Here is a 23242-nt window from a genome sequence, read left to right as displayed (position 1 = left end):
CGGTTCGGTCATTCAAACAAGGCCCGGACTAGGAACCAGTGCTTTCCTTCGATGCGAGCCACTGAAGGATTGCCTCTCTGTCTCCGTCAAGCAGAGGGGCCGCATCGCGAGAGGTCGTATCGGGCACCGATGTCATCTTGATTGGGTTGCCCGCAGCCAGAAAGCTTGGCCTATCTGTGCCGGCCTGCACCGTCGCCACCATGTTGCGCGCCAAGAGTTGAGGGTCTTCCAAAGCTTCGGCAACGTTCTGAATGGGGCCGGTCGGCACACCGGCTTTTGTTAGAACCTCGATCCAGTGCGCCTTGGTTTGGGACAGGGTTACAGCCTCGATCAGCCGCTTCAAGAGACGGGCATTGTCACAGCGCGCCGCGTTCGTCGCGAACTGAGGGTCAGCGGGCAGGTCGGGCAGCTCAAGGGCGTCGCACAGACGTTGGAACAGCGCATCATTTCCTGCGGCGATAACGAACAGGCCATCGCTGGCATGAAAGGTTTCGAATGGCGTGATCGTGGGGTGGCGGGCACCGGTTCGGCCCGGCGGGGTTCCCGTCGCGCCGGTGATCGCAACCGCATGCTCCAGAATGGCCAGTTGGCAATCCAGCATCGCAACGTCGATTTTCTGGCCTTGGCCGGTCTGCTCTCGCTGATACAAGGCAGCGCTTACCCCTTGTGCAAGGTACAGGCCCGCAACGATGTCCCCGATCGAGGCACCGACGCGGACCGGCTCTCGGTCCTTCTCGCCGGTGATTGACATGACGCCCCCTCGGCCCTGAACCACCATGTCATAGGCCGGTTTCTGGCTGTCTGGGCCAGTGTGCCCGAACCCTGAAACCGCGCCATAGATCAGCCGTGGGTGTTTCTCGTGCAGGCTGTCCCAGCCATAACCCAATTTTTCCATCACGCCGGGGCGGAAGTTTTCCAGTAGAACGTCCGCCTGCTGCAAAAGCCTTTCAAAAACCTCTCGGTCCGACGGGCTTTTCAGGTCCAAAGCAATCGACTGTTTACCGTGGTTCAAGCCCGCGAAATACGCGCTTTGCCCCTCTACAAACGGCGGGAAGGCGCGCGTGTCGTCTCCGATGCCGGGACGTTCGACCTTGATGATCGTGGCCCCGAGGTCTGACATCATTGTCGAGGCAAAGGGCCCGGCAAGAACATGTGTCAGGTCCAGAATAACAAGGTTCTCATAAGGTTTTGACATCAGCGATTCCTTTGCACCACGACCCAATTAATGTCGCGTGACGGGAAATGGTCAAATGACGCAGATCAGCCAGAAGGGCTAAATGAAAACCCCCGCGGTTAAGGCGGGGGTTTCAGGATTTTTCAGGCGTTAACGGCCACGTCTGCTGAAGACGCCGCGCGGATCGGGGCCAGCGGCTAACCAACCGGCGATCGTATTGGCGACGTGACGCACAATGCGGACACGCTGTGTCTGGCCTTGTGCGACCGCTGCGTTGGCCTGTTCACCAACATAAGCCACCAAGTCCGCTTGAACTTGGTCCGCCGGTGTAAGCGCCTGACCTGTGCGCGCGTCGAAAACTTGCGCGGTGAAGCCAATGTTGTGCACACCAGAGCGGCTTAGCCTGGTCCGCGCCTTTTCCGAAAGCGCGTGGAACGTGTCGACCACCAGTACGAGTTTCACCGGTTTATTGCCCCGAAGGCCCGAAGAACCGCGTTGTGCGGCCTCTGTGATGATGCGATCCACCTGGGCGTAACGATCTCCGCGCGGCTCTTCCCGCCACACGATATCCGCGTCAGGGGCAAAGGAGTTTTCTTCTGAGACGGTCAGGGTCTCTGGGACGCGCACATCGATCTCGGTCACGCGCCAGTTCCGGGAATCCGAAGAAGACACAACGTCGTTGTACGATGTCTGCCACTGCCCGGTAGTACAGCCCGCAAGCATGGCCATACTGGTAATGGCGGCGATTATTGACACTTTACTCATAGGATCCTCATCACTGCATAGCATTGGGCCATCTTGGCCAGTTGCCAAAAAGATGTAGAGGGGAAAGATTAACCACTCAAACCCTTTTGCTGGCAAAACCCAAAAAACGTTGGGTTCCGCCAAATGACTGCGGAAATTCGGTCACTATCCGCGACGACGACGGCGCCCGCCGCGGCCAGAGCCCGAGGCAGCCGCAGATTTAGAGGCCTCTGCAAATGTCGCACCTTCTTTGACCGCATCCAGTACACGGCTGAACTTGATCCATTCGCCGCCGTTGGCGTCGTGGTTCATCAGAAGGTTTGCGGCGCGGATGGCCTCCATCTCGACCGAGCGGACAGGGTTCATGATCGCACTGGTCATGCCCGCGCCGATGGCCATGGGCAGGAAGGCCGCGTTGATGCCGTGACGGTTCGGCAGGCCAAAGCTGACGTTAGACGCGCCACAGGTGGTGTTGACGCCTAGTTCCTCGCGCAGGCGGCGGACAAGGGTGAAAACCTGCTGGCCTGCGGTGGCCATCGCGCCGATGGGCATCACCAGCGGGTCCACTACGATGTCATGGGCCGGGATGCCAAAGTCAGCTGCGCGTTCGACGATCTTCTTGGCGACGGCGAACCGCACATCGGGGTCTTCTGAAATCCCGGTGTCGTCGTTTGAGATGGCGACAACCGGCACGTTGTATTTTTTGACCAGCGGCAGAACCAATTCCATCCGCTCTTCTTCGCCAGTGACAGAGTTCAGCAGCGGGCGACCTTCGGCGGCTTCAAGACCGGCTTCCAATGCACCGGGAACCGAGCTGTCAATACACAGCGGCACATCGACCAGCGCCTGTACCTTCTCGACCAGCGACTTCATCAGCGGAGGTTCGACAAAGTTGTTGTCGGCATAACGCGGGTCTTCGGCCATTTTGTTGGCAAAAACCGCGCCAGAGTTGATGTCCAGCACCATCGCGCCGCATGCTACCTGCTCCAGCGCGTCTTTCTCGACGGTCGAGAAATCATCCAGTTCCAACTCTGCCGCCAGTTTCTTGCGGCCGGTCGGATTGATGCGTTCGCCGATCACGCAGAAGGGCTCATCAAAGCCGATCGTGACAGTCTTGGTTTTGCTTTCGATGACAGTGCGGGTCATTGGGTGTCCTTTGCGGTGGCCCAGCCTTCGTTTTCGATCAGCTGTTTGAGGCGGGTTGTGTCAAATTCGGTGTCGATCCGGGCCACTTCGGCCTCGGCAATCTCGGTGGCGTCGCCTTCGACAGCGACTGGCGCGGCCTTGCGCCATTCGGCCAGATAGGCGTCGCTGTCCTTCGCGCCGATTTTCATGGCGCAGCGGTCAATCGCTTGTTCGAACCGCTCGGGCAGGGCGCGTTTTGTGCCGCGGCGACCTTTGCCCACAATGACCTGGGCGGGAATATCGCGCCAATAAACTAGGGTAAGATCGGGCATGGGGCGTCCTGAGAGTTTCGGTTCGTTTTCTAGCCAGCGTTTGTCACTCGGATTGTTGAATTCTGCAAATGAAAAATCTTCAGAACGAATGTGAGCTTTGAGCACGCAAAAGCGTAGTTGGTGTTGCACCGGGCATTGGGCGCGACTACTCTGGAGGTAACTAGAGTTGGAGGGCGATCAAGATGGCGCCCAAGCGTCCCAAAGGTGCGGGCGCGTTCCCGAAGGCGGTTGCAACCCCCGCGCCTCGAAAACCGGACCCGGCCGATCTGTACGCGGCGCTGGATCTGGGAACTAACAGTTGTCGAATGCTGATTGCCCAGCCTAAGGGCAGCCAGTTCCATGTGGTCGACAGCTTTTCCAAAAGCGTACAACTTGGCGCCGGGCTAGAGGCCTCGGGGCGGCTGAGCCGCGCTTCGATTTCCCGGACTGTGCAAGCTATGCGAATCTGCAAGTCCAAGCTGGATCGGCATAAGGTGCAATCGATGCGCCTAGTCGCGACAGAGGCCTGCCGCCGCGCGACCAATGGCAAGGACCTGATCAAGCGGGTCAAGAACGAGGCCGGGCTTCAGCTGGATATCATCCAACCGGAAGAAGAAGCGCGCCTTGCTGTGGTTTCTTGTGCGCCGCTCGTTTCTACCAAGACGGAACAGCTTTTGGTGGTGGATATCGGGGGAGGGTCCACAGAACTGGTCTGGATCGATCTGTCGTCGGTCCCGCGGGCTGATCGGCCCCGAGCGATCATGCGGCTGTATACGGGCTTTCAGCCGACAGAAGGTCCGTTTCCGGCGGCAAAAGTGGTTGATTGGATATCGGTCCCGCTTGGGGTGGCGACGCTGAAGGACCAGTTCAACGATGTCGAGGACGACGCAGCACGGTTCGCGCTTATGAGCTGGCACTTCGAAGAGAATCTGGCCGAGTTTTCGCCCTATGCGTCAGAGCAAACCCGCGAGGGGTTCCAGATTATTGGCACCAGCGGCACTGTTACGACCGTTGCGGCCAGCCATCTTGGATTGAAGCGTTACGACCGAAATAAGGTCGATGGCTTGCGGATGACGTCGGACCAGATTGACACGGTGATCCAGAATTATCTGAGCCTTGGTCCAAAGGGCCGTCGCAATGACCCGCGGATCGGGCGGGATCGACAGGCTTTGATCATGTCGGGCTCGGCGATCCTTCAGGCGCTGATGCGCGTCTGGCCGACGGATCGGCTGTCTGTAGCCGACCGTGGCCTGCGCGAAGGGCTTCTGTATGCACAGATGAGCGCCGATGGCGTGTTAGAGGACGGCCCGTTCTAAGCTTGCGGGTCCGCGCCGAATACGGCAATGAAGGCCGATCTTTTAAGACGGAGATGGTTCCATGGTGGGCAAAAAGAAATCCAGCGGACGCGGACAGCGTGACCTTCGGGTCAAGGTGAAGTCGGCGCGCGGGCGTCGTTTGTCCTCGACCCTGTGGTTGGAACGCCAGCTGAACGACCCCTATGTGAAACGCGCGCAAGCCGAAGGATACAGGGGAAGAGCGGCCTTCAAGATATTGGAATTGGACGATAAATACCGTTTCCTAGTTCCCGGTGCGCGGGTCGTTGACCTTGGCTGTGCCCCCGGCGGCTGGTGCCAAGTTGCGGTCAAACGCGTGAATGCCTTGGGTGAGAAAAAAGGCAAGGCTGTCGGCACCGTTCTGGGCGTCGATCTGCAAGAGGTAGAGCCGATCACAGGGGCAGAGACTCATCAGTTGGACTTCATGGAAGACGACGCGGATGAGAAGGTAAAGGAATGGCTGGGCGGCAAAGCTGACGTGGTTATGTCCGACATGGCCGCTGCGTCCTCAGGGCACAAACAGACCGATCACTTGCGGATTATCGCGCTATGCGAAGCCGCCGCGTACTTTGCTTTCGACGTATTGGAAGAGGGCGGCACCTTTGTCGCCAAGGTTCTGGCCGGCGGTGCAGAGGGTGAGTTGCAGAAGCTTTTGAAGCAGCGGTTCACCAAAGTTGCCAACGTCAAACCACCAGCAAGCCGGTCTGACAGTTCAGAAAAATTCGTAGTGGCCACTGGATTCCGTGGTGCCAACTAGGCAACACATTGTTTCTTAACAAAATATTTACTGCCACATTTTTGCCATTATTCTAATCGCGAGAAATTTCTCGGATTATTTTGTTATGGCACATTTGATGACATTGGCTGTTTCCGGGGCGACTGTGTCGCTGGACCCTTACTTGGGGGGCGTTCGCGACCTTCGGTTTGAGGGGCGCCCAGGAACCATTCTTCCGCTTCATGGCGGGGAGAACTCAGTTCATTATGGCAACGGCTTTACTTGCAGCGCTTTGGGTGATCCCAAGTCGGAAACGCCGGACGTAAACTGGCATCCGGATGAAATATGGCAGTCAGAGGCAGAAGCAATTGCTCGGCTGACGCTTGCACGCCGCGTTCGAGGCGCGCTGGTCGAGAAAGAGATTCGCCTGCGTCGCGACGAGCCGATCTTGTACCAGACCCACCGCATCACAGGCGGCGAAGGCCGTATGAGTGTTGGCCACCATCCCCTGATCCAACTGGGGCGCAGTGGACGATTGAGTTTTTCGTCGAAGCAGGTCGCCCTGACCGAAGCGACCTCGATGGAGCAGGGGCTTCTACAATATCCAGCCTATTCGACGGACCTGTCCCGTTTCCCCGGGCGCGGATCAAAGGTCGATCTGCACGAGTACCCCGCGCGTACTGCGCGAGAGGACATCGTCACCTTGGTAGAGGCGCAAGGGAATGAACTTGGTTGGTCGGCCGTCGTCCGAGGGGCAGAGGATGACATTATCTTCGTGTTGAAGGACCCAAGGGTTCTGCCGCTGACAAAGCTTCGATATTCCTGCGACGGATCGAATTGGGGGCAATTGGCCCAAGGGTCCGGTGGCCTGCTAGAGATCGAAGATGGTTGTGCTGATGGCCAGGATGCTCTTACCGAAGCGTCTTCCTGCGTGGCGTTCAAAGCATCGGTTCTGCCCTTGGCGATGAACCGGCAGCACGTTGTCCGTCAGGCGATCGGCGCCATACCACGTCCCGAGGGATGGAAGAGCATTGCTGATATTCGCGTCTGTGGGAATGAATTGCAGTTGATGGGAAGCAACGGACAGTCCGTCCGGCTTCCCTTTGACAACTGCTTCTTCGGATTGCCGAGCTACCCCGACATTCTGCAATAGGGGCGCGTCTTCCGCGCCCCGATCAAGCTTACAGGCTTGGGCCGCGCTTCAATGCGACGATGCCGGTGCGCGCGGTCTTGTCCAGACCCAGAGGGCGCATCAGTTCTGCGAAGGCGTCAATCTTTTCGCTGGTGCCGGTCATCTCGAAGGTGAAACTTTCCAGCGTGCTGTCCACGACGTTCGCACGGAAGATCTCGGCCAGACGCAGGGCTTCGATGCGCTTGTCACCCGCGCCCACGACTTTGAACAACGCCAGTTCCCTTTCGACAGAGGGGCCTTCAACGGTCAGGTCGTGAACTTCGTGAACCGGAACGATACGACCAAGCTGCGCTTTGATCTGCTCGATCACTGCGGGCGTGCCTCGGGTCACAATGGTGATCCGGCTCCGGTGGCCCTCATGGTCGACCTCGGCCACGGTCAGGCTTTCGATGTTGTAGCCTCGCCCCGAGAACAGGCCAATGACGCGGGCCAGAACACCTGCCTCGTTGTCGACCAGTACGGTCAGGGTGTGGGTTTCAGTCAGATCAGCATTTGGATCACGCAAGTCATAGGCGGATTTGCGAGAAGCGCCGGGTTTGATGGAGAGTGCAGACATTTATGTGGTCCTTTCAAGCGGCTGTTGCGGGGTGCTGCGCACGGGGCGCAAGCACAGAAGAAGGGCGAGGGACATCATCGGTACTGTGATCCACGCAGAATGCGGTACGTCCCAAGGAGTTAGAAGGCTCATCCATGTGCGCAGACCGGGGCCAAAACACAAGAGGCAAAGGGCAATTACGCCAAGTACAGAGCGATCAAGCTGGCCTGCTCGTAGCAGGAATAGGCCCGACAGCAGAACCAGCCCGGCGTCATAATGCCAAAGATAGGGGGTCGACAGGGGCAGGGCAGCACACAGCAGGGCGGCCTTGCGATCAAATTCGATGTCCTGTCGCCAAACCCAAAAGACCCAAAGCGCCAAGATCGGAAGAAGAAGACCTTGCAGAAGGACGGCTGTATCCGAGGTCACGCCAAGGCTGGCCAACAGGGCCGCCGGACTGCCCATTTGCTGCAACCCGGACAATTCAACCAGCAACCAGTCTTTATGTTCTGCATAGGTGTTTAGAAGCTCAGGCCAATAGCTGAAGCCGAACAGAAGGCTGGCGACAATGTTGATACCGATTGTGGTGGCAGAGGCAAAGATGATGACCTTCCACTCTTTCGCGGCAAGAAGTGCGACGGGGATCAGGATGCCCAAGGTTGGTTTCAGTGTTAGCAGGCCGATCAGGACACCTGCGGCGACCTTTCTGCCCTCTCGTAACTGCCAAAGCGCGGCTAGTAGGCCGGCCATCCAAAGCATGGTGAACTGGCCAATGATCAGCGCGGGCATCACGGCGGGGGCCAGCGCGAAGCTGGTCCAAATCGGCGTGTGCGGTGCGGTGAAGGGGCGGGCTGCGATCAGCATTGCCAAAACCGACAGACCCGTGAACAGGGCCCAGGCGATCTGCATCTCCATCGCGCCGATGGGATAAAGCGCCAGCAAGGTCGCCGCAGGGTGAAGCCATGGCGCCCAACCTGCGCTTTCCATGGTGCCGAACTGGGCAATCAGGTCCTGACTAAAGACCGACATGACCTGACCGTCCATCGCCAGTTTGGCGGCGCTCCAGAACACACAGAAATCGACCAGAACGTCACGGCAGCCTTCGCCGCGTGGGTATTGCGAGATGGTGAAGACAAAGATGAAGGCCGCGCCAACCATGGCTGCTGTGAACAGGATGCCGAAAGGCACCCGCCAACGGGCTGCGAAGTTAGACAGGCGCAGGTCGCCCGGCGTTTGGTTTGGCAAAGTCATGTCGCCTCTCCCATACGGGAGCGAGACGCGGCCAGAGCAAGCGCAAGCAAGGCCAAAGGCAGAACCAGTGCCGTGGCGGGGATCACCACTGACGTGCTTACTAAACGGACCCACATAAACAGACCGGCCCCGAGCCAGAATAGAAAGTACAACGCGCGCCCGTAGCCCACTGTTGGAAGTGCGCCTGAACGGAACAGGTAAAGCGCCGAGAGGGTCGCAAGGGCTGCGTCGTAGTACCAAAGGTAGGGGGTCGCCAGCGGAATGGCCGCGCAAAGGCAGGCCATGCGGGCGTCAAAGCTGACGTCCCGTGCTTTCCAAATCCAAGCCACCAGCGCTACCAGTGCAAGGGTAAGCACGGATTGTGCCGACAGAAGGATAGAGCCGCTTAGCCCCATTTGGGACAAAAGAGCAGGCAGGCTGGCCATCCGGTCAAGTGTCGCAAGCTGTTGTAGCAGGCGCAGCGTGTGTTCGTGATAGATCTCTGCCATGGCCGGCCAATAGTCAAAGCCGAACACCAGCGTTGCGCCGCCTTGGATGACGACGGTCGTGACGATGGCCGCAAAAATCGTGCGCCACGCGCCAAAGGCCAGAAGGGCCACTGGGATCAGCAGGCCCAAGGTGGGTTTCAGCGTCAGAAGGCCGATGAGGACACCCGCCAGTACAAAACGGTCCCGGCGCAATGCTTCGAATGCAGCCAGAAGCCCCGCCAGCCACAGAATGGTAAATTGCCCAAGGATTAGGGCAGGGAAGATTGCTGGGGTCAGCCAGAACTCAAACCAGATGGTCCGGGTGCGGCCTAGTATCAAACTAAGTGCCGCGCCGAAACAAAGCAGCGACAGTCCAGAAAACAGGGCCCATGACCAAGCGGCGGGCAGGGTACCCAATGGCGAGAATAGAAGAAGTGTCGCTGGCGGGTGCAGCCATGGAAACCAGTCGGCTTCAACATTGCTGGCGGTTGAACGCAACAGGGTCTGATCGAATACCGACCCACCGTCCCCGGCAATCGCCAACTTAGCAGCATCCCAAAAGACGCAAAAATCAGTAGGGCTGTCGATGCAGTCGCCGATCACCGGGTGAGCTGTGCCAAAAGTGATGACCCGCCACGCCAGAAAGAGTGAAGGAAGGGTCAACATCAGGACAGAGGCCAAGGGCCGGAACGCCGTCAGTTCGGCGATCCGGCGGTCTCCAGCCGAAAGGTCCCGTGTGTCAGTGGCGGCTGCGCCAGACATGGATCAGACCAGAACTGCGCCCGAGCTGCCGATGGCATCCTGGGTCGAGGCCTCGCCCAGAAGCATCTTGTTATGCGGCTCGCCCGACGGGATCATCGGGAAGCAGTTCTCGTGCTTCTCGACCAGACAGTCGAAGATAACGGGGCCGTCGTAATTGATCATTTCCATGATCGCGTCGTCCAGGTCGGCAGGGTCTTTGCAGATGATGCCCTTGGCACCAAAGGCCTCGGCCAGCTTTACGAAATCGGGCAGCGCTTCGGACCAAGAGCTCGAATAACGCTCGCCGTGCAGCAGTTCCTGCCACTGGCGGACCATGCCCAGACGCTCGTTGTTCAGAATGAACTGTTTCACCGGCAGGCGATATTGCACGGCGGTGCCCATTTCCTGCATGTTCATCAGCCAAGAAGCTTCGCCGGCAACGTTGATGACCAGCGCATCAGGATGAGCCAGCTGCACACCGATGGAGGCCGGGAAGCCATAACCCATGGTGCCCAGACCACCCGAGGTCATCCAGCGGTTCGGATCCTCAAACCCAAGGAACTGAGCGGCCCACATCTGGTGCTGGCCCACCTCGGTGGTGATATAGCGGTCATGTTTCTTGGTCAGCTCTTCCAGACGCTGCAGCGCGTATTGCGGCTTGATGATCTTGTCCGAGTTCTTGAAATCCAGGCAGTTGACCTTTTTCCAGTCCTCGATCTGGGCCCACCACTTGGCCAGCCCTTCCTTGTTAACCTTGCGGCCACGCGACTTCCAGACACGCAGGACGTCTTCCAGAACGTGGGCAACATCGCCGACGATCGGCATGTCCACGTGGATGACCTTGTTGATCGAGCTTGGGTCGATGTCGATATGCGCCTTGATCGAGTTCGGGCTGAAGTCCGCGATGCGACCGGTGATACGGTCGTCGAAACGGGCGCCGATGTTGATCATCAGATCGCAGTCATGCATCGCAAGGTTGGCCTCGTACAGACCGTGCATGCCCAGCATGCCAAGCCAGCTTTTACCGCTGGCCGGATAACAGCCCAGCCCCATCAGGGTCGAAGTGATCGGGAAGCCGGTTTCATCTACGATCTCACGCAGAAGCTGCGTGGCCGCATCGCCAGAGTTGATGACGCCGCCACCGGTATAAAAGACCGGGCGTTCTGCGTTTTCGATGGCCTCGACCAACTGGGTGATGGTGGCGATGTCGCCTTTGACCTTGGGTTTGTAGTGGCTCGCGCCAATTTCGCGCGGGCCCTGATAGTTGCCCGAGGCGAACTGAACGTCTTTCGGGATGTCGATCAGAACCGGCCCGGGACGACCAGAGGTCGCGACGTGGAACGCTTCGTGAATAACCTTTGGCAACTGGTCGGTCTCTTTGACCAGCCAGTTGTGCTTGGTGCAGGGGCGGGTGATGCCAACGGTGTCGGCCTCTTGGAACCCGTCAGTGCCGATCATGAAGGTCGGAACCTGACCGGTCAGAACGACCAGCGGGATCGAATCCAACAGCGCGTCGGTGATGCCAGTCACAGCATTGGTCGCGCCGGGGCCCGAGGTGACCAATACGACGCCGGGCTTGCCGGTCGAGCGGGCATAGCCTTCGGCGGCGTGCACAGCGCCCTGTTCGTGGCGGACTAGGATGTGGCGAATGTCGTTCTGCTGAAAGATCTCGTCATAGATCGGTAGCACGGCACCACCGGGGTAGCCAAAGACCACCTCGACACCCTGATCCTTCAGGGCCTGTACCACCATTTTCGCTCCGCTCATCGCCTGTGCCATGTCTCTCTCCGTACTCGGCGCGGCCCTATGGGCCATAAAAAAGCCCCCGATTTTTCGGGGGCGCATGGGAACCATTATGGTCTACCGTTACCGGCCCATGCGCCATGTTCCTACGACGACTAGAATGTCTTGCATCGTTTCGGGGTCCTTCAATTCGTGGCGGTGACTTTATGCAGGGTGGAAAGGGGCGTCAACCACCGTTTTGGCGCTTTTTCTGTCTCTGGAGGTGAAAAATTTGATATTTTGTTGCGCAAAATGTCGCGGATTCTGAAATTTTGCTAAAAATGACGGCTCAATCCGCGTCGTGCCGGGCTTTGCTGTCTTTTGGGGCCTGTTCCCGGTCTGAAAGGCCGTAGTCCCGCATGACATGAGCCACTCTCAGGCGGTAATCGCGGAACACTCCTGCACGTCCTTTTTCCTGTGCCAGACGGTGGTCGGCCCGGTTGCGCCAGCGTTGGACGGCGGCCTCGTCTTCAAAGAATGAGAGGGAAAGCATCTTGTCGGGGTTGGTCAGGCTTTGGAACCTCTCGACCGAGATAAAACCCTCGATCTGGGACAAGTCGTCGCGAAGGCTGGCGGCAATGTCCAGATACTCTGCCTTGCGCCCCTCTGCGGGAAAGACCTCGAAAATGATTGCAAGCATGCTGTACTCGTATCTGGGGTGTGTCGAAGTCGTTCCAGCCAATCCTGTGTCCACAGGTTTGGCCATGGACCTTCAAGCTGAACTTAGGACGGGCCGATATCTGGCAAGGTGATGTTGGCGACCTGTTCGGCAATTGGGTCGACGGACATCGGATGTTTCTCGGTGTTGTAGCTGTCCGGATCGCCAAGCGGTTGCCACTGACCGGCGCGAAAGACCTCTAGCCCCGCAAAGCGAGATTTGTACCCCATCTTCGGGCTGCCCGGCACCCAGTAGCCCAGATAGACGTAGGGCAGGCCTGCTTCCTGAGCGAGGGCGATGTGATCCAGCACCATATAGGTTCCCAGACTGTCTTTCTCACATTCGGGTTCGTAGAAGGAATAGACCATCGACAGCCCGTCTTCGAGAACATCGGTCAGGCAAACCGCTTGCAAGCTGCGAGAGCCGTCTTCTTCCGGTGCCGTGTATTCAACGACGCGTGACCGAACCGGGGTTTCCTCGATCATCGCTGCGAATTCGAAGATATCCATGTCGGCCATGCCACCATCGGCGTGGCGCTGGTCCAGATAGCGCCGGAACAGATCGAACTGCGCTTCTGTCGCCCAAGGAGAGCTTGCTTGCCGCTGAAGGTGTTCGTTCCGCTTTATTGTGCGGCGTTGGCTGCGACGAGGCGTAAACTCCGAGACCTTGATCCTTGCAGACAGGCACGCGCAGCAATCTGCGCAAGAGGGCCGGTAGAGGACGTTCTGCGAGCGGCGAAAGCCTTGTTTGGACAGGCTGTCGTTCAGCTTGTCGGCAAAGTCACCTTGCAATGCTGTAAACAGCTTCCGCTCCATCCGGTCAGGCAGATAGGGGCAGGGCTGCGGGGCAGTCACATAGAACTGCGGGGCAAGTGGTAGACTGTGGCGCATATGCTCTCGGTGCTGAAAACTCATCAAAGCCTAGCAAAGCGGATCGCAATGGCCAAGCCCTGTAAAGGTTAACTGCGTGCAGAGCGATTTACGGCGGCTGTTCCCATGAACACATCATGCAGCATTTGAGCGCGAGGAAAGTTCACCGCCATGATGATGGAAATTATCTGGGGCACAATGAACGAACTGCTGATCGTGAACAAAAGCGTGTGCATGATGGCTGACGGTGTGTCGAAGTAACTGCCATCCGATTGGCGCAGGTCAATCGCCACCAGTCGCATGCCAAGCGTTGCGGACCAGCGAGAAATCGTCAGAACGCGATAAGCAAAACTGACGATCAAAAACCAAAGGGGGAAAAAGAAGACGCTGATAGGAAAGGTCAGCAGGGCAAGAACCAAGGTCAAAGCGATCGTAATCGCAAAGTCGATTCCCCAAGCGATCAGCCTTTTTACGGGAACGTCCTGATAGAACTCTGCCTGAAATTCCGGGTCAGGCAGGCCGCTGGTCATTTGGGAATACATATCTTGTCCTGAGAATTAAGAAGACCCGCCCCAAAATTGGGGCGGGGCATTGCGTTATGCAAGTTCGGCTTCGCCAGCGTCTTTGGCTTTTGCGGCGCGTTCGTCCATGAACTGGTCGAACTCGGACTTGTCCTTGGCGTCGCGAAGGCGCTGAAGGAAGGCCTCAAAACTTTCCTGCTCGTCCTGAAGGCGGCGCAGGGTTTCGGCCTTGTAGGCGTCGAATGCTGTGTTGCCCGACGATTTGAAGCCGTGGTGGCGGTTGGATTTACGAGCTGCGCATTTTCCGAACATGTTTTTTCCCCAGATCATATAAGCCAAAAGGGCAAGGCCAACCGGCCAGAAGAAGATGAAACCAAGTACCGTGGCGGCGATCCACGCGCCTTTACCGCGCTGATCGAGCCAGGATTCGGCCTGTGATGGCCAGGTGGCGACGGAACTCATTTTTTACTCCCGAAAGATAATGACAAAAGGTGATGTTTATTGCTTTCACATATCAGGATTTGGGGACTGTCCGCCGTGGTTCAAGGGCTAATGTAAAACTTTTTTACATTTTGCGGTCAGGTCGTGAAATCAGCGATTTCCGCTTTGGTCAGTTCCAGCAGGTCTTTCGGAGACAGGGGAAACACATGTCGGGGCGTGCCGGCGGCCGCCCAGACTTCTGTAAACTCGGTCAGGCGCGGATCGATAAACGCATTGATCGGGTTCAGATGCCCGATCGGTGACACGCCGCCAATGGCAAACCCGGTTTGCGCGCGGATAAGTGTGGCGTCGGCTTTGCCCAATGTCTGCTTGGCCAGTTTTGACGCCTTGTCAGCGCAGACCTGATTGCCACCTGCCGTCAGAAACAACCATGCAAGCCCGTCTTCTTCACCTCTGAAGATGATCGACTTGGCAATCTGGTCCACATGACATCCGACAGAGCTTGCGGCCTCTGCCGCGGTGCGGGCGACGCCAACCTCGACAATACCGTCTGGCAGGTTTGCGGCTTCCAAGGCGGCCCTGACCCGTTTCAGGCTTTTGCTCATTGTCGTTCGTCCTTTCGAATTCTCGTCGGCTGATCCGGTCGTAATCTGGTTGACCAGCCCTCTGCGCAAGGTCATGAATTCAGTATGGAGTTCGCAAGAAGACTGACCCGCGCACCTATTCCCTTCGATCCGGATATTGGAGCAGAAGTTGCTCAGTCCTTTGCCGGGCTGGGACCCGAGATGCAAGAGCTTCTGAATGGCACGGCTGGCTGCAGTCCGTTTCTGGGGGGATTGCTGAAGCGGGACATGGCCTGGGCGCAGGACGCTTTGTGTCAGTCACCTGAAGCTGCGTTCGAACAGATCCTGAAAGATATAGACGCGCTGGATTATGCAGGGCTAAAGCCGGGCCTGCGAACGGCCAAGCGGCACGCAGCCCTGTTGATTGCATTGGCGGACCTTGGGGGCGTCTGGTCGCTGGAAGAGGTCACCGATGCCCTGACACGATTGGCCCAGTCGGCCACTCATAAGGCGCTTGGCCTGCTGGTCGCTGAACAGGTCAGACGTAAGAAGCTGCCGTCTATTTGTGGCGAACGTCTGGACCAAGGCGGCGGCATGGTCGCCATCGCAATGGGGAAGATGGGCGCCTACGAGCTGAACTATTCCTCTGATATCGACCTGATCTGTCTGTTCGATGAAACGCAATTCGACCCTGATGACTACTACGAGGTCCGCTCTGGTTTCATCCGCGCAACGCGAGAATTGGCAGGGGTCCTGTCCGACCAAACCGGCGATGGGTATGTATTTCGAACGGATCTTCGGTTGCGTCCCGATGCGTCGGTGACACCGGTCTGTATCTCGATGGAGGTCGCCGAGCGGTATTATGAAAGTCTTGGCCGCACTTGGGAACGAGCCGCACATATCAAAGCGCGCGCCTGCGCCGGAGATATCAAAGCCGGAGAGGGGTATCTGGATCGCCTGACCTCTTTCGTCTGGCGAAAGCACCTTGATTTCGCCGCGATACAGGACGCCCATGACATGCGCCTGCGTATTCGCGACCACAAGGGGCTGCATGGCCCGATCACGGTTGAAAACCACAATATCAAGCTGGGCGCAGGTGGAATTCGGGAGATCGAGTTTTTCACACAGACCCGCCAACTGATTGCGGGGGGCAGGGACCTTTCGTTGCGGGTTAGGGGCACTGTCGAAGGTCTGGACCGTCTAGCCACCAACGGATGGATTCCGCAGGCCGTCAGCGAACAGCTGTCCGAAGACTACCGTATCCACCGAGAGCTGGAGCACCGTCTGCAGATGGTCGGAGACGCCCAAACGCAGACCATGCCCAAAAGTGCTGAAGGTGTAGACCGGATCGCACGGTTTATGGGCTATGGCGATACGCAGGCGTTTCGCGATGAACTGACCGAGCGACTAGAACGGGTCGCAGACCTGACAGAGGACTTCTTTGAGCCCTCGCAACCCGGCCAGAACGCTTTGATCGACATTCCCGAGGCAACCGCCAAAGTGGTTGAGCGCTGGCAAAGCTATCCCGCGTTGCGATCTGAACGTGCGGTCGAAATTTTTAACCGCCTGCGCCCCGGAATTTTGAAAAAACTGGCAGATTCCGACCGCCCGGAAGAGGCGCTGACCGCGTTTGACGGGTTCTTGTCGGGTCTTCCTGCCGGTGTGCAGCTGTTTTCGTTGTTCGAAGCAAATCCGCAGCTGATCGATCTGATCATCGATATCACGTCGATCGCGCCAGAGCTGTCTCAATACCTGTCGCGTAATGCCAGCGTTCTGGATGCGGTGATCGGCGGGGACTTCTTTGCACCATGGCCCGGCCTCGAACCATTGGTGCAGGAATTGTCCGCAGCAATGGGGCGGGCCGACGACTATGAGCGCAAGCTCGACACGGCGCGACGTTGGCTGAAAGAGTGGCATTTCCGGATTGGTGTGCACCTTTTGCGCGGGCTGGTTTCTGCGGAAGAGGCCTCTTCCGAATATGCTGATCTGGCAGAGGCTATTCTGGCGGCTCTATGGCCTGTAGTTGTCGATAATTTCGCTAAAAAACACGGGCCACCCCCGGGTAATGGTGCGGTCGTTCTGGGGATGGGGTCTTTGGGGGCAGGGCGCCTGACCCCGCGGTCCGATTTGGACCTGATCGTGATCTATGACCCGGCGGGCGTTGATAGTTCTGAGGGAAGACGGCCTTTGGCCTCGCGCACATATTACGCCCGACTGACGCAAGCCTTGGTAACTGCGATGTCCGCGCCGATGTCCGAAGGCAAGCTGTACGAGGTCGACATGCGCCTGCGGCCGTCGGGCAATCAAGGGCCTGTGGCAACCTCGTTGGAGTCCTTCCGGCTGTATCAGCGCGAAGAGGCATGGACGTGGGAACATCTTGCTCTGACGCGCGCGCGTGTCGTTGCGGGTTCGCCCGATCTGGCGCAGGTGGTCGAGGCATTCCGCCGCCTTCTGCTGGCCGAAAAAGGCAATCCAGAGCATGTTTTGGAAGGTGTGCGTGATATGCGTACCCGCCTTGCCGATGCCAAGCCCGGCACGGGCGTTTGGGATGCCAAGAACGGCCCCGGAAATTTGACCGATATCGAGTTGGTTGCCTCTGCCGGGGCGTTGTTGGCGGCGAGCACTCAGGTTCGTCCGACGGAACAGTTGGAAGATGCTGTCGCCGGCGGATGGCCGAGTGCCGAACAGGCAGAGATATTGAACCGCGCGCATACATTGCTGCGCAAACTTCAGATCGCCTCGAAACTGCTAAGTGACAGCGAAATCACACCAGACAAGTTGGGGCAGGGCAGCTTGCGGTTTGTACTTCAAACATGCGAGGTCGATGACTTGGACAAGTTGTCCAAAACGTTGAACAGCGTCACAGCCGAGGCTGGGGCGACCATCACGCAGGCTCTTGGTGACCCCTCCAAATGACCGACGACACACATGACCCCAGAGGCTTGATCGCCCAGTCCTTCCAGATCCCCGACATTACGCTTCAGGATTGTCGAACCATATTTCTGGATTGGGCTGTATCCCTGCCACATGATGACATGGCCCCAAGTGCGGCAGTGCTTGCAGAGCGACATGGCGCAGATCACCCAGATCATCCGATGATCACGGTGTTAAATGAGGCGCAGATTCCGATTCACCGAAAACGCCGCCGTCGCAAATGAAAACAGCCGCCCGATTGGGCGGCTGTTTCGTATTATGAGAACCGGAATTAGCGGTTTTCGATTTCCACGTAATCGCGCAGGGTCTCTCCGGTGTACAGCTGACGTGGGCGACCGATTTTCAGCGCTGGATCCGAGATCATCTCTTTCCACTGGCTGATCCAGCCAACGGTGCGCGACAGCGCGAAGATCGGGGTGAACATCGAGGTCGGGAAGCCCATCGCCTCGAGGATGATGCCCGAGTAGAAGTCGACGTTCGGGAACAGCTTCTTCTCGACGAAGTACGGATCGTTCAGAGCAGTCTGTTCCAGTTCTTTCGCGACCTGCAGCAGCGGGTTGTCGTCGACACCCAGAAGCTCCAGCACTTCGTCGGCCGATTTCTTCAGAACCGTCGCGCGCGGGTCGGTATTTTTGTAGACGCGGTGACCGAAGCCCATCAGGCGGAACGGATCGTTCTTGTCTTTCGCACGGGCGATGAATTCAGGGATGCGATCGACGGTGCCGATCTCGCGCAGCATTTCCAGACACGCCTGGTTTGCGCCACCGTGAGCCGGACCCCACAGGCAGGCGATGCCAGCGGCGATACAGGCGAACGGGTTCGCACCCGAGGACGAGGCCAGACGTACAGTCGAGGTCGACGCGTTCTGCTCGTGATCGGCATGCAGGGTGAAGATGCGGTCCATGGCGCGGGACAGGATCGGGTTGACCTCATAGTCCTCGGCAGGAACGGCAAAACACATGCGCAGGAAGTTGGACGCATAGTCCAGATCGTTGCGCGGATACACGAAAGGCTGACCGATGGTGTATTTGTACGCCATGGCGGCAATGGTCGGCATTTTCGCGATCAGGCGGTGCGAAGCGATCTCACGCTGGCGCGGGTCATTCACATCGGTCGAGTCATGGTAGAAGGCTGACATCGCACCAACAACACCGGTCATAATCGCCATCGGGTGTGCGTCTCGGCGGAAACCACGGAAGAAGTTGCCCATCTGCTCGTGCACCATGGTGTGGTGCGTAATGGTGGTTTCGAACTTCTCAAGCTCGACGCTGGACGGCAGATAGCCGTAGAGCAGCAGGAAGCAGACTTCCAGATAGTGCGATTTCTCGGCCAGTTGGTCGATCGGGTACCCGCGGTGCAGCAGTTCACCCTTCACACCATCGATATAGGTGATGGTGGATTCACAAGACGAGGTCGAGGTGAAGCCGGGGTCGTGCGTGAACACACCTGCGGAACCATACAGCTTGGAGATATCAACTACATCAGGCCCAGCACTTGGGCTTTTCATCGGCAATTCGTAGCTATTTTCGCCGATCGTCAGCGTGGCAGTTTTTGGGCTGTCAGCCATGGTATCTATCCCCTCGTAGGAAAGATCGGGGCAGGATGGCCCCGACCTGTGTGGTTCGCAGGGATGACAGTGACCTGTTATTCCTGCGCGTCTTCGATCCGGGCCAGCGATTCTTCGCGGCCCAAAACCAACATCATGTCAAACACGCTAGGCGAGACTGCTCGCCCTGCGAGGGCTGCTCGGAGTGGTGCTGCAAGCTTGCCGAACTTCAATTCGTTAGCTTCCGCAAACCCGTTGAGAGTCGCCTCTAGCGCTTCGCGGTCCCAGCTAGCATTTTGCAACTGCGGCGTCAATTGTTTCAGTATACTACGGGATACCGTGTCGAGCGCTTTTTCTGCTTTTGCGTCGCGTTCCAACGGACGGGATGCCAAAATAAAATTAGCCTTTTCAACAAGTTGAGGAAAGGTCTTCGCACTGCCTTGAAGAAACGGCAGGGCCGCACTGAGGCTGGTTCTTTGTGTCGCAGTAAGCGGAGACGCCCCGGTCGCTGACAAAAATGTTTCAAATTCTGTTAGCAGCGCAGCATGATCTGCCGCCGCCATATGTTGCCCGCAAATATTCTCGAGTTTTTTGAAGTCCAGACGCGCCGGCGCCTTGCCGATTCCATCCAGATCAAACCACTCACGTGCTTGCGCGTCGGTGAAGAATTCATCATCCCCGTGGCTCCACCCCAGACGGGCCAGATAGTTGCGCATACCTGCGGCCGGATAACCCATGGCTTGATATTCTTCGACACCAAGCGCGCCGTGGCGTTTCGACAGTTTTTTGCCGTCGGGACCATGGATCAGGGGAATATGGGCCCAGACGGGCGCTTCCCATCCCATCGCGTCGTAAATCATCATCTGACGCGCAGCGTTGTTCAGGTGATCGTCCCCTCGGATCGCGTGGGTCACACCCATGTCATGGTCATCAACGACAACTGCCAGCATGTAGACCGGTGTGCCGTCCGAACGTAACAGGATCATGTCATCCAGCAATTCGTTGCGCGTGACGACTTTGCCCTGAACGGCGTCCTGTACGACGGTTTCGCCGTCCCGCGGTGCCTTGATGCGCACGACATAGGGGGCATCCGGGTGGGTTGCCGGGTCAGCGCTGCGCCAGGGGCTGCGATAGAGGGTGGATTTTCCTTCGGCCCTTGCTGCTTCACGGAAGGCAGCAATCTCTTCTTGAGTGGCGTAGCATTTATAGGCTTTGCCCTCGGCCAGAAGCTGATGCGCAACCTCTGCGTGGCGATCCACACGAGAGAACTGGCTGATCGGCTCTCCGTCATAGTCCAGTCCCAGCCACTCTAGACCTTTCAGAATGGCGTCGGTCGCTTCAGGTGTAGAACGTTCGCGGTCAGTATCTTCGATCCGCAATAGGAACTTGCCACCTTTCCCGCGTGCATAAAGCCAGTTGAACAGGGCTGTGCGGGCGCCGCCAATGTGCAGGTAGCCGGTCGGCGAGGGGGCAAAACGGGTGACGACGGGGGCGTCGGACATGAGGATTAACCTTCTGGAAACTTTGTTGGTCGTAGCGTTGGCGCCTGATTAAGCAATCGCAGGCGCAAGAACAAGCCATGGCCCCAGGTGATCTCTTTGCGGCGCAACGCGGTCACCTGTTTTTATGGGTGCCCGTCGCACTTGCCTGCGGGATCGGCATTTACTTTCAATTGCCCTGGGAACCGGGTTCGCGTCACCTGATGATCTTTACGGGCCTCGCGCTGTTTCTTTTGACGCTTGGCATTTGGGCGCGCTCTGTCGCCCCTGTCTTTTGTGCTATTGGTTTCGTCCTTCTGGGGGTCGTTCTGATCTCTGTCCGGGCGCAGACCGTTGCCGCCCCGGTTTTGGAATATCGCACCTACAGTTTGGTCGAGGGGAGGTTGATTGGCGTCGACCGATCCTTGTCGGATGCGCCGCGCCTGACCTTGGACAACGTGATCATCGCAAAACTCTCTGGGCCGATGCCGGCAAAACTGCGGGTGTCGCTTCATGGTCCATTGCCTTCGCAACCTTTGCTGGCGGGGATGCGCATCCGCCTGACGGCAAATTTGTCGCCGCCTTCAGGGCCGGTCGAGCCGGGAGGTTTTGATTTTCAACGGCATGCGTGGTTCGACCGGCTTGGTGGCGTTGGATATGTCAGGGGCGAGGTCGAAATCCTCCCGGACAAGGCTGACAGTTTGCCAGTCGCGAAGCAGCGCCAAGCGTTGTCGTCTTATCTGCATAAACAATTGCCGGGTGAAACAGGCGCCTTTGCGGCGGCGATCCTTGCAGGGGATAGGTCGGGCATTTCACGAGAGCGGTTGGATAATCTTAGAGATTCTAACCTTGCGCACCTTCTTGCAATCTCTGGGCTGCACATGGGGTTGCTGACAGGGTTTGTCTTCGCCTTGACGCGGGCTGGATTCGCCCTCTGGCCAGCTTTTGGCCTTCGCGTGAACAGCAAGAAGATCGCCGCCTTAGTCGCGTTAATCGCGGCGGCGGGGTATTTGGCTTTATCGGGGGCGAATGTCGCTACCCAACGCGCCTTTGTCATGGTGGCCGTAATGTTGCTTGCCGTGTTGTTAGATCGAAGGGCAGTCACCTTGCGGTCTGTCGCGATTGCCGCGCTGATCATCTTGTTTTTAGAGCCCGAAAGCCTTGTCGAGCCGGGCTTCCAGATGTCCTTTGCTGCCACGACAGCGCTGGTTGCCGTATTTGGTGCGCTACAAGACTGGCCTGATCACTGGCCGCAGTCCCCCAAATGGGCGCGCCCTATATTGGGAACTGTGATCTCCTCTGCAGTCGCAGGCGCAGCGACTGCGCCTTTCGCGGCGGCCCATTTCAATCAGGTTGCACAATTTGGCCTTCTGGCAAACCTGCTGGCGGTCCCTCTGATGGGGATCTTGGTTATTCCGTCTGCCGTTCTGGGGTTGGGGCTTGCTCCGCTTGGCTTGGGGAAAGTGGGGTTCACCCTGATGGGGTGGGGTATCGAGTGGATCTTGTACGTTGCGCAGTGGGTGTCGTCATTGGAGGGCGCGATATGGCCGGTGACAACGCCCAACGTGGCCGTTCTGCCGTTGATAGCGCTTGGCGGGTTGTTCGTGATCATCTGGCGTGGGGCCCTGCGCTTGGCCGGGTTCATACCCTGCGCAATCGCTGTCGGTTTGTGGGGCATTTCGGACCGGCCCATTATGCTGATCGCCGACACCGCAAGCCTCTACGGTGTTATGACCCCATCCGGGCGCGCGTTGAGCAAAGCGAAGGGCGACGGGTTTTCCGCCCGAAGCTGGCTTGAGAATGACGGTGACGCGGGAAACCCGGTCATAGCGCATGCAAGGCTAGACTGGGGCCCAGATCCGAATTGGGTTCAGACCGAAGTGCTAGGAAAATCTGTAGTCTTGTTGAAAGGGCGTGGTTGGCGAGAACGACTAGACCCTGCATGTCAGCAAGCCGATTGGCTGATTGTGCCACAGTGGATCCGTGATCGCCCGAATGGGAAGTGCAGCCTGTTGGACCGCCGAACATTGGCCCGCACAGGGGCCATTGCCGTTTATGACAATAATGGGAAACCGCGCTTCGTCAGAGCGAATGAAGGGCGCGCGGGGCGCCCTTGGGCTCAGTAGCTGCGGATCAGGCCGACGAGACGCCCCTGAACCTTAACCTGATCACCGCGCAACATGCGGGTCTCATAGGCTGGGTTCGCGGCTTCCAAGGCGACCATGTTTCCTTTGCGGTGATAGCGTTTCAAAGTCGCTTCGTGACCTTCAACCAAGGCGACAACGATCTCACCATTATCGGCGGATACTTGTTCACGGATCACAACGATGTCGCCATCGTTGATTCCGGCGTCGATCATCGAGTCGCCTTTGACCTCTAGAGCGTAATGGCTGCCTTGACCCGACAGCATCGAGCCCGGAACAGTCACGTTATGGGAAACTTCGCTGATCGCCTCGATCGGTGTGCCCGCGGCGATCCGGCCCATGACCGGCAATTCCAATGCATGCAGGCTGTCGACCGCAATCGCATTTGCAGGCGGTGGCGGCGGTGCATCGCCTTCGATCACCTTCGGCTTGAACCCGCCCTTATCAAGGCTGTCTGGTAGCTTCACTATCTCAATCGCGCGGGCCCTGTGGGCAAGGCGCCGAATGAAACCTCGTTCTTCCAAAGCGGTGATCAAACGGTGGATGCCGGACTTCGACCGAAGGTCCAGCGCGTCTTTCATTTCGTCAAAGGAAGGCGGAACACCATCCTGCTGCAGGCGTTTGTTGATGAACTCCAGCAGTTGCAGTTGCTTGCGCGTTAACATGGGCTGCTCCCCTCATGGCGCGCCCCGCGTTGTTCGGGGCTTGTGTCCCCTT

The 23242-nt window shown here is 58.1% G+C and carries 22 protein-coding genes; 6 read left to right on the top strand and 16 right to left on the bottom strand.

Translation table 11 applies throughout. The annotated features are described in order from the left end of the window. Nucleotides 1-28 precede the first annotated feature (28 nt). The 4 genes from CLM58_RS13735 to CLM58_RS13720 all read right to left on the bottom strand — a co-directional run bounded on the left by CLM58_RS13735 (nt 29) and on the right by CLM58_RS13720 (nt 3375). Nucleotides 29-1195: a CaiB/BaiF CoA transferase family protein gene (locus CLM58_RS13735; RefSeq protein WP_095597117.1), complete on the bottom strand. Its 1167-nt coding sequence runs from the start codon at nt 1193-1195 to the stop codon at nt 29-31. A 129-nt stretch (nt 1196-1324) separates the two neighbouring features. Then, nucleotides 1325-1939 carry a DUF6778 family protein gene (locus CLM58_RS13730; protein ID WP_095596457.1) on the bottom strand — a complete coding sequence of 205 codons (615 nt, stop codon included), beginning with the start codon at nt 1937-1939 and terminating at the stop codon, nt 1325-1327. Nucleotides 1940-2083: 144 nt separating this feature from the next. Continuing rightward, complete coding sequence (locus CLM58_RS13725) at nt 2084-3064, bottom strand: methyltetrahydrofolate cobalamin methyltransferase (RefSeq protein WP_095596456.1); 981 nt, start codon at nt 3062-3064, stop codon at nt 2084-2086. Further along, on the bottom strand, nt 3061-3375 hold the full coding sequence (locus CLM58_RS13720) for a virulence factor (RefSeq protein ID WP_095597116.1): 315 nt from the start codon (nt 3373-3375) through the stop codon (nt 3061-3063). The genes CLM58_RS13725 and CLM58_RS13720 overlap by 4 nt, the downstream gene beginning before the upstream one ends. A gap of 182 nt (nt 3376-3557) precedes the next feature. Between CLM58_RS13720 and CLM58_RS13715 the strand changes: the two genes are divergently transcribed. The 3 genes from CLM58_RS13715 to CLM58_RS13705 all read left to right on the top strand — a co-directional run bounded on the left by CLM58_RS13715 (nt 3558) and on the right by CLM58_RS13705 (nt 6556). After that, the gene (locus tag CLM58_RS13715) at nt 3558-4670 is read left to right on the top strand and encodes a Ppx/GppA phosphatase family protein (RefSeq protein WP_095596455.1); all 1113 of its coding nucleotides are present in this window, start codon (nt 3558-3560) and stop codon (nt 4668-4670) included. A gap of 61 nt (nt 4671-4731) precedes the next feature. Then, nucleotides 4732-5445, top strand: coding sequence for an RlmE family RNA methyltransferase (locus CLM58_RS13710; RefSeq protein ID WP_095596454.1), 714 nt, complete (start codon nt 4732-4734; stop codon nt 5443-5445). A gap of 97 nt (nt 5446-5542) precedes the next feature. Beyond that, entirely contained in the window at nt 5543-6556 is a 1014-nt protein-coding gene (locus CLM58_RS13705) for a hypothetical protein (protein WP_158221914.1), read from the top strand. 28 nt (nt 6557-6584) lie between these two features. Here CLM58_RS13705 and ilvN read toward each other — a convergent pair whose 3' ends face one another. From ilvN to CLM58_RS13660, 9 genes are all read right to left on the bottom strand, one after another. Then, nucleotides 6585-7151 (bottom strand): acetolactate synthase small subunit, encoded by a 567-nt coding sequence (gene ilvN, locus CLM58_RS13700; RefSeq protein WP_095596452.1) that lies wholly within the window; start codon nt 7149-7151, stop codon nt 6585-6587. Beyond that, entirely contained in the window at nt 7152-8381 is a 1230-nt protein-coding gene (locus CLM58_RS13695) for a glycosyltransferase family 87 protein (protein WP_095596451.1), read from the bottom strand. Continuing rightward, on the bottom strand, nt 8378-9610 hold the full coding sequence (locus CLM58_RS13690; protein WP_095596450.1) for a glycosyltransferase family 87 protein: 1233 nt from the start codon (nt 9608-9610) through the stop codon (nt 8378-8380). The genes CLM58_RS13695 and CLM58_RS13690 overlap by 4 nt, the downstream gene beginning before the upstream one ends. A gap of 3 nt (nt 9611-9613) precedes the next feature. Beyond that, nucleotides 9614-11368, bottom strand: a complete 1755-nt coding sequence (locus tag CLM58_RS13685) for an acetolactate synthase 3 large subunit (protein ID WP_095596449.1) — start codon at nt 11366-11368, stop codon at nt 9614-9616. Nucleotides 11369-11660: 292 nt separating this feature from the next. After that, entirely contained in the window at nt 11661-12011 is a 351-nt protein-coding gene (locus tag CLM58_RS13680; RefSeq protein ID WP_095596448.1) for an antibiotic biosynthesis monooxygenase family protein, read from the bottom strand. Nucleotides 12012-12094: 83 nt separating this feature from the next. Continuing rightward, nucleotides 12095-12919, bottom strand: coding sequence for an arginyltransferase (locus tag CLM58_RS13675; RefSeq protein WP_095596447.1), 825 nt, complete (start codon nt 12917-12919; stop codon nt 12095-12097). Nucleotides 12920-12987: 68 nt separating this feature from the next. Then, complete coding sequence (locus CLM58_RS13670; RefSeq protein WP_095596446.1) at nt 12988-13440, bottom strand: RDD family protein; 453 nt, start codon at nt 13438-13440, stop codon at nt 12988-12990. A 54-nt stretch (nt 13441-13494) separates the two neighbouring features. Then, complete coding sequence (locus CLM58_RS13665) at nt 13495-13881, bottom strand: DUF2852 domain-containing protein (RefSeq protein ID WP_095596445.1); 387 nt, start codon at nt 13879-13881, stop codon at nt 13495-13497. A 116-nt stretch (nt 13882-13997) separates the two neighbouring features. Then, the gene (locus tag CLM58_RS13660) at nt 13998-14465 is read right to left on the bottom strand and encodes a YbaK/EbsC family protein (RefSeq protein ID WP_095596444.1); all 468 of its coding nucleotides are present in this window, start codon (nt 14463-14465) and stop codon (nt 13998-14000) included. 84 nt (nt 14466-14549) lie between these two features. Between CLM58_RS13660 and CLM58_RS13655 the strand changes: the two genes are divergently transcribed. Beyond that, on the top strand, nt 14550-17339 hold the full coding sequence (locus CLM58_RS13655) for a bifunctional [glutamine synthetase] adenylyltransferase/[glutamine synthetase]-adenylyl-L-tyrosine phosphorylase (RefSeq protein ID WP_095596443.1): 2790 nt from the start codon (nt 14550-14552) through the stop codon (nt 17337-17339). Continuing rightward, entirely contained in the window at nt 17336-17581 is a 246-nt protein-coding gene (locus CLM58_RS13650) for a hypothetical protein (RefSeq protein WP_095596442.1), read from the top strand. The genes CLM58_RS13655 and CLM58_RS13650 overlap by 4 nt, the downstream gene beginning before the upstream one ends. A gap of 47 nt (nt 17582-17628) precedes the next feature. Here CLM58_RS13650 and gltA read toward each other — a convergent pair whose 3' ends face one another. After that, on the bottom strand, nt 17629-18924 hold the full coding sequence (gene gltA / locus CLM58_RS13645; protein ID WP_095596441.1) for a citrate synthase: 1296 nt from the start codon (nt 18922-18924) through the stop codon (nt 17629-17631). A 77-nt stretch (nt 18925-19001) separates the two neighbouring features. After that, nucleotides 19002-20405 (bottom strand): glutamate--tRNA ligase, encoded by a 1404-nt coding sequence (gltX, locus tag CLM58_RS13640; protein WP_095596440.1) that lies wholly within the window; start codon nt 20403-20405, stop codon nt 19002-19004. Nucleotides 20406-20482: 77 nt separating this feature from the next. Here gltX and CLM58_RS13635 point away from each other — a divergent pair, with 77 nt between their 5' ends. Next, nucleotides 20483-22507: a ComEC/Rec2 family competence protein gene (locus CLM58_RS13635; RefSeq protein ID WP_095596439.1), complete on the top strand. Its 2025-nt coding sequence runs from the start codon at nt 20483-20485 to the stop codon at nt 22505-22507. Here CLM58_RS13635 and lexA read toward each other — a convergent pair. After that, a complete protein-coding gene (gene lexA, locus CLM58_RS13630; protein WP_095596438.1) occupies nt 22501-23190 on the bottom strand; it encodes a transcriptional repressor LexA in 690 nt (229 codons plus the stop codon). The two genes, CLM58_RS13635 and lexA, sit on opposite strands and share 7 nt — an antisense overlap. Between the last annotated feature and the right edge of the window lie 52 nt (nt 23191-23242).

This window comes from Actibacterium pelagium, from assembly GCF_002285415.1.
GTDB lineage: Bacteria > Pseudomonadota > Alphaproteobacteria > Rhodobacterales > Rhodobacteraceae > Actibacterium_B > Actibacterium_B pelagium.
The sequence above is the reverse complement of the archived record's forward strand: the minus strand, read 5'-3'. Positions and strand labels throughout refer to the sequence as shown.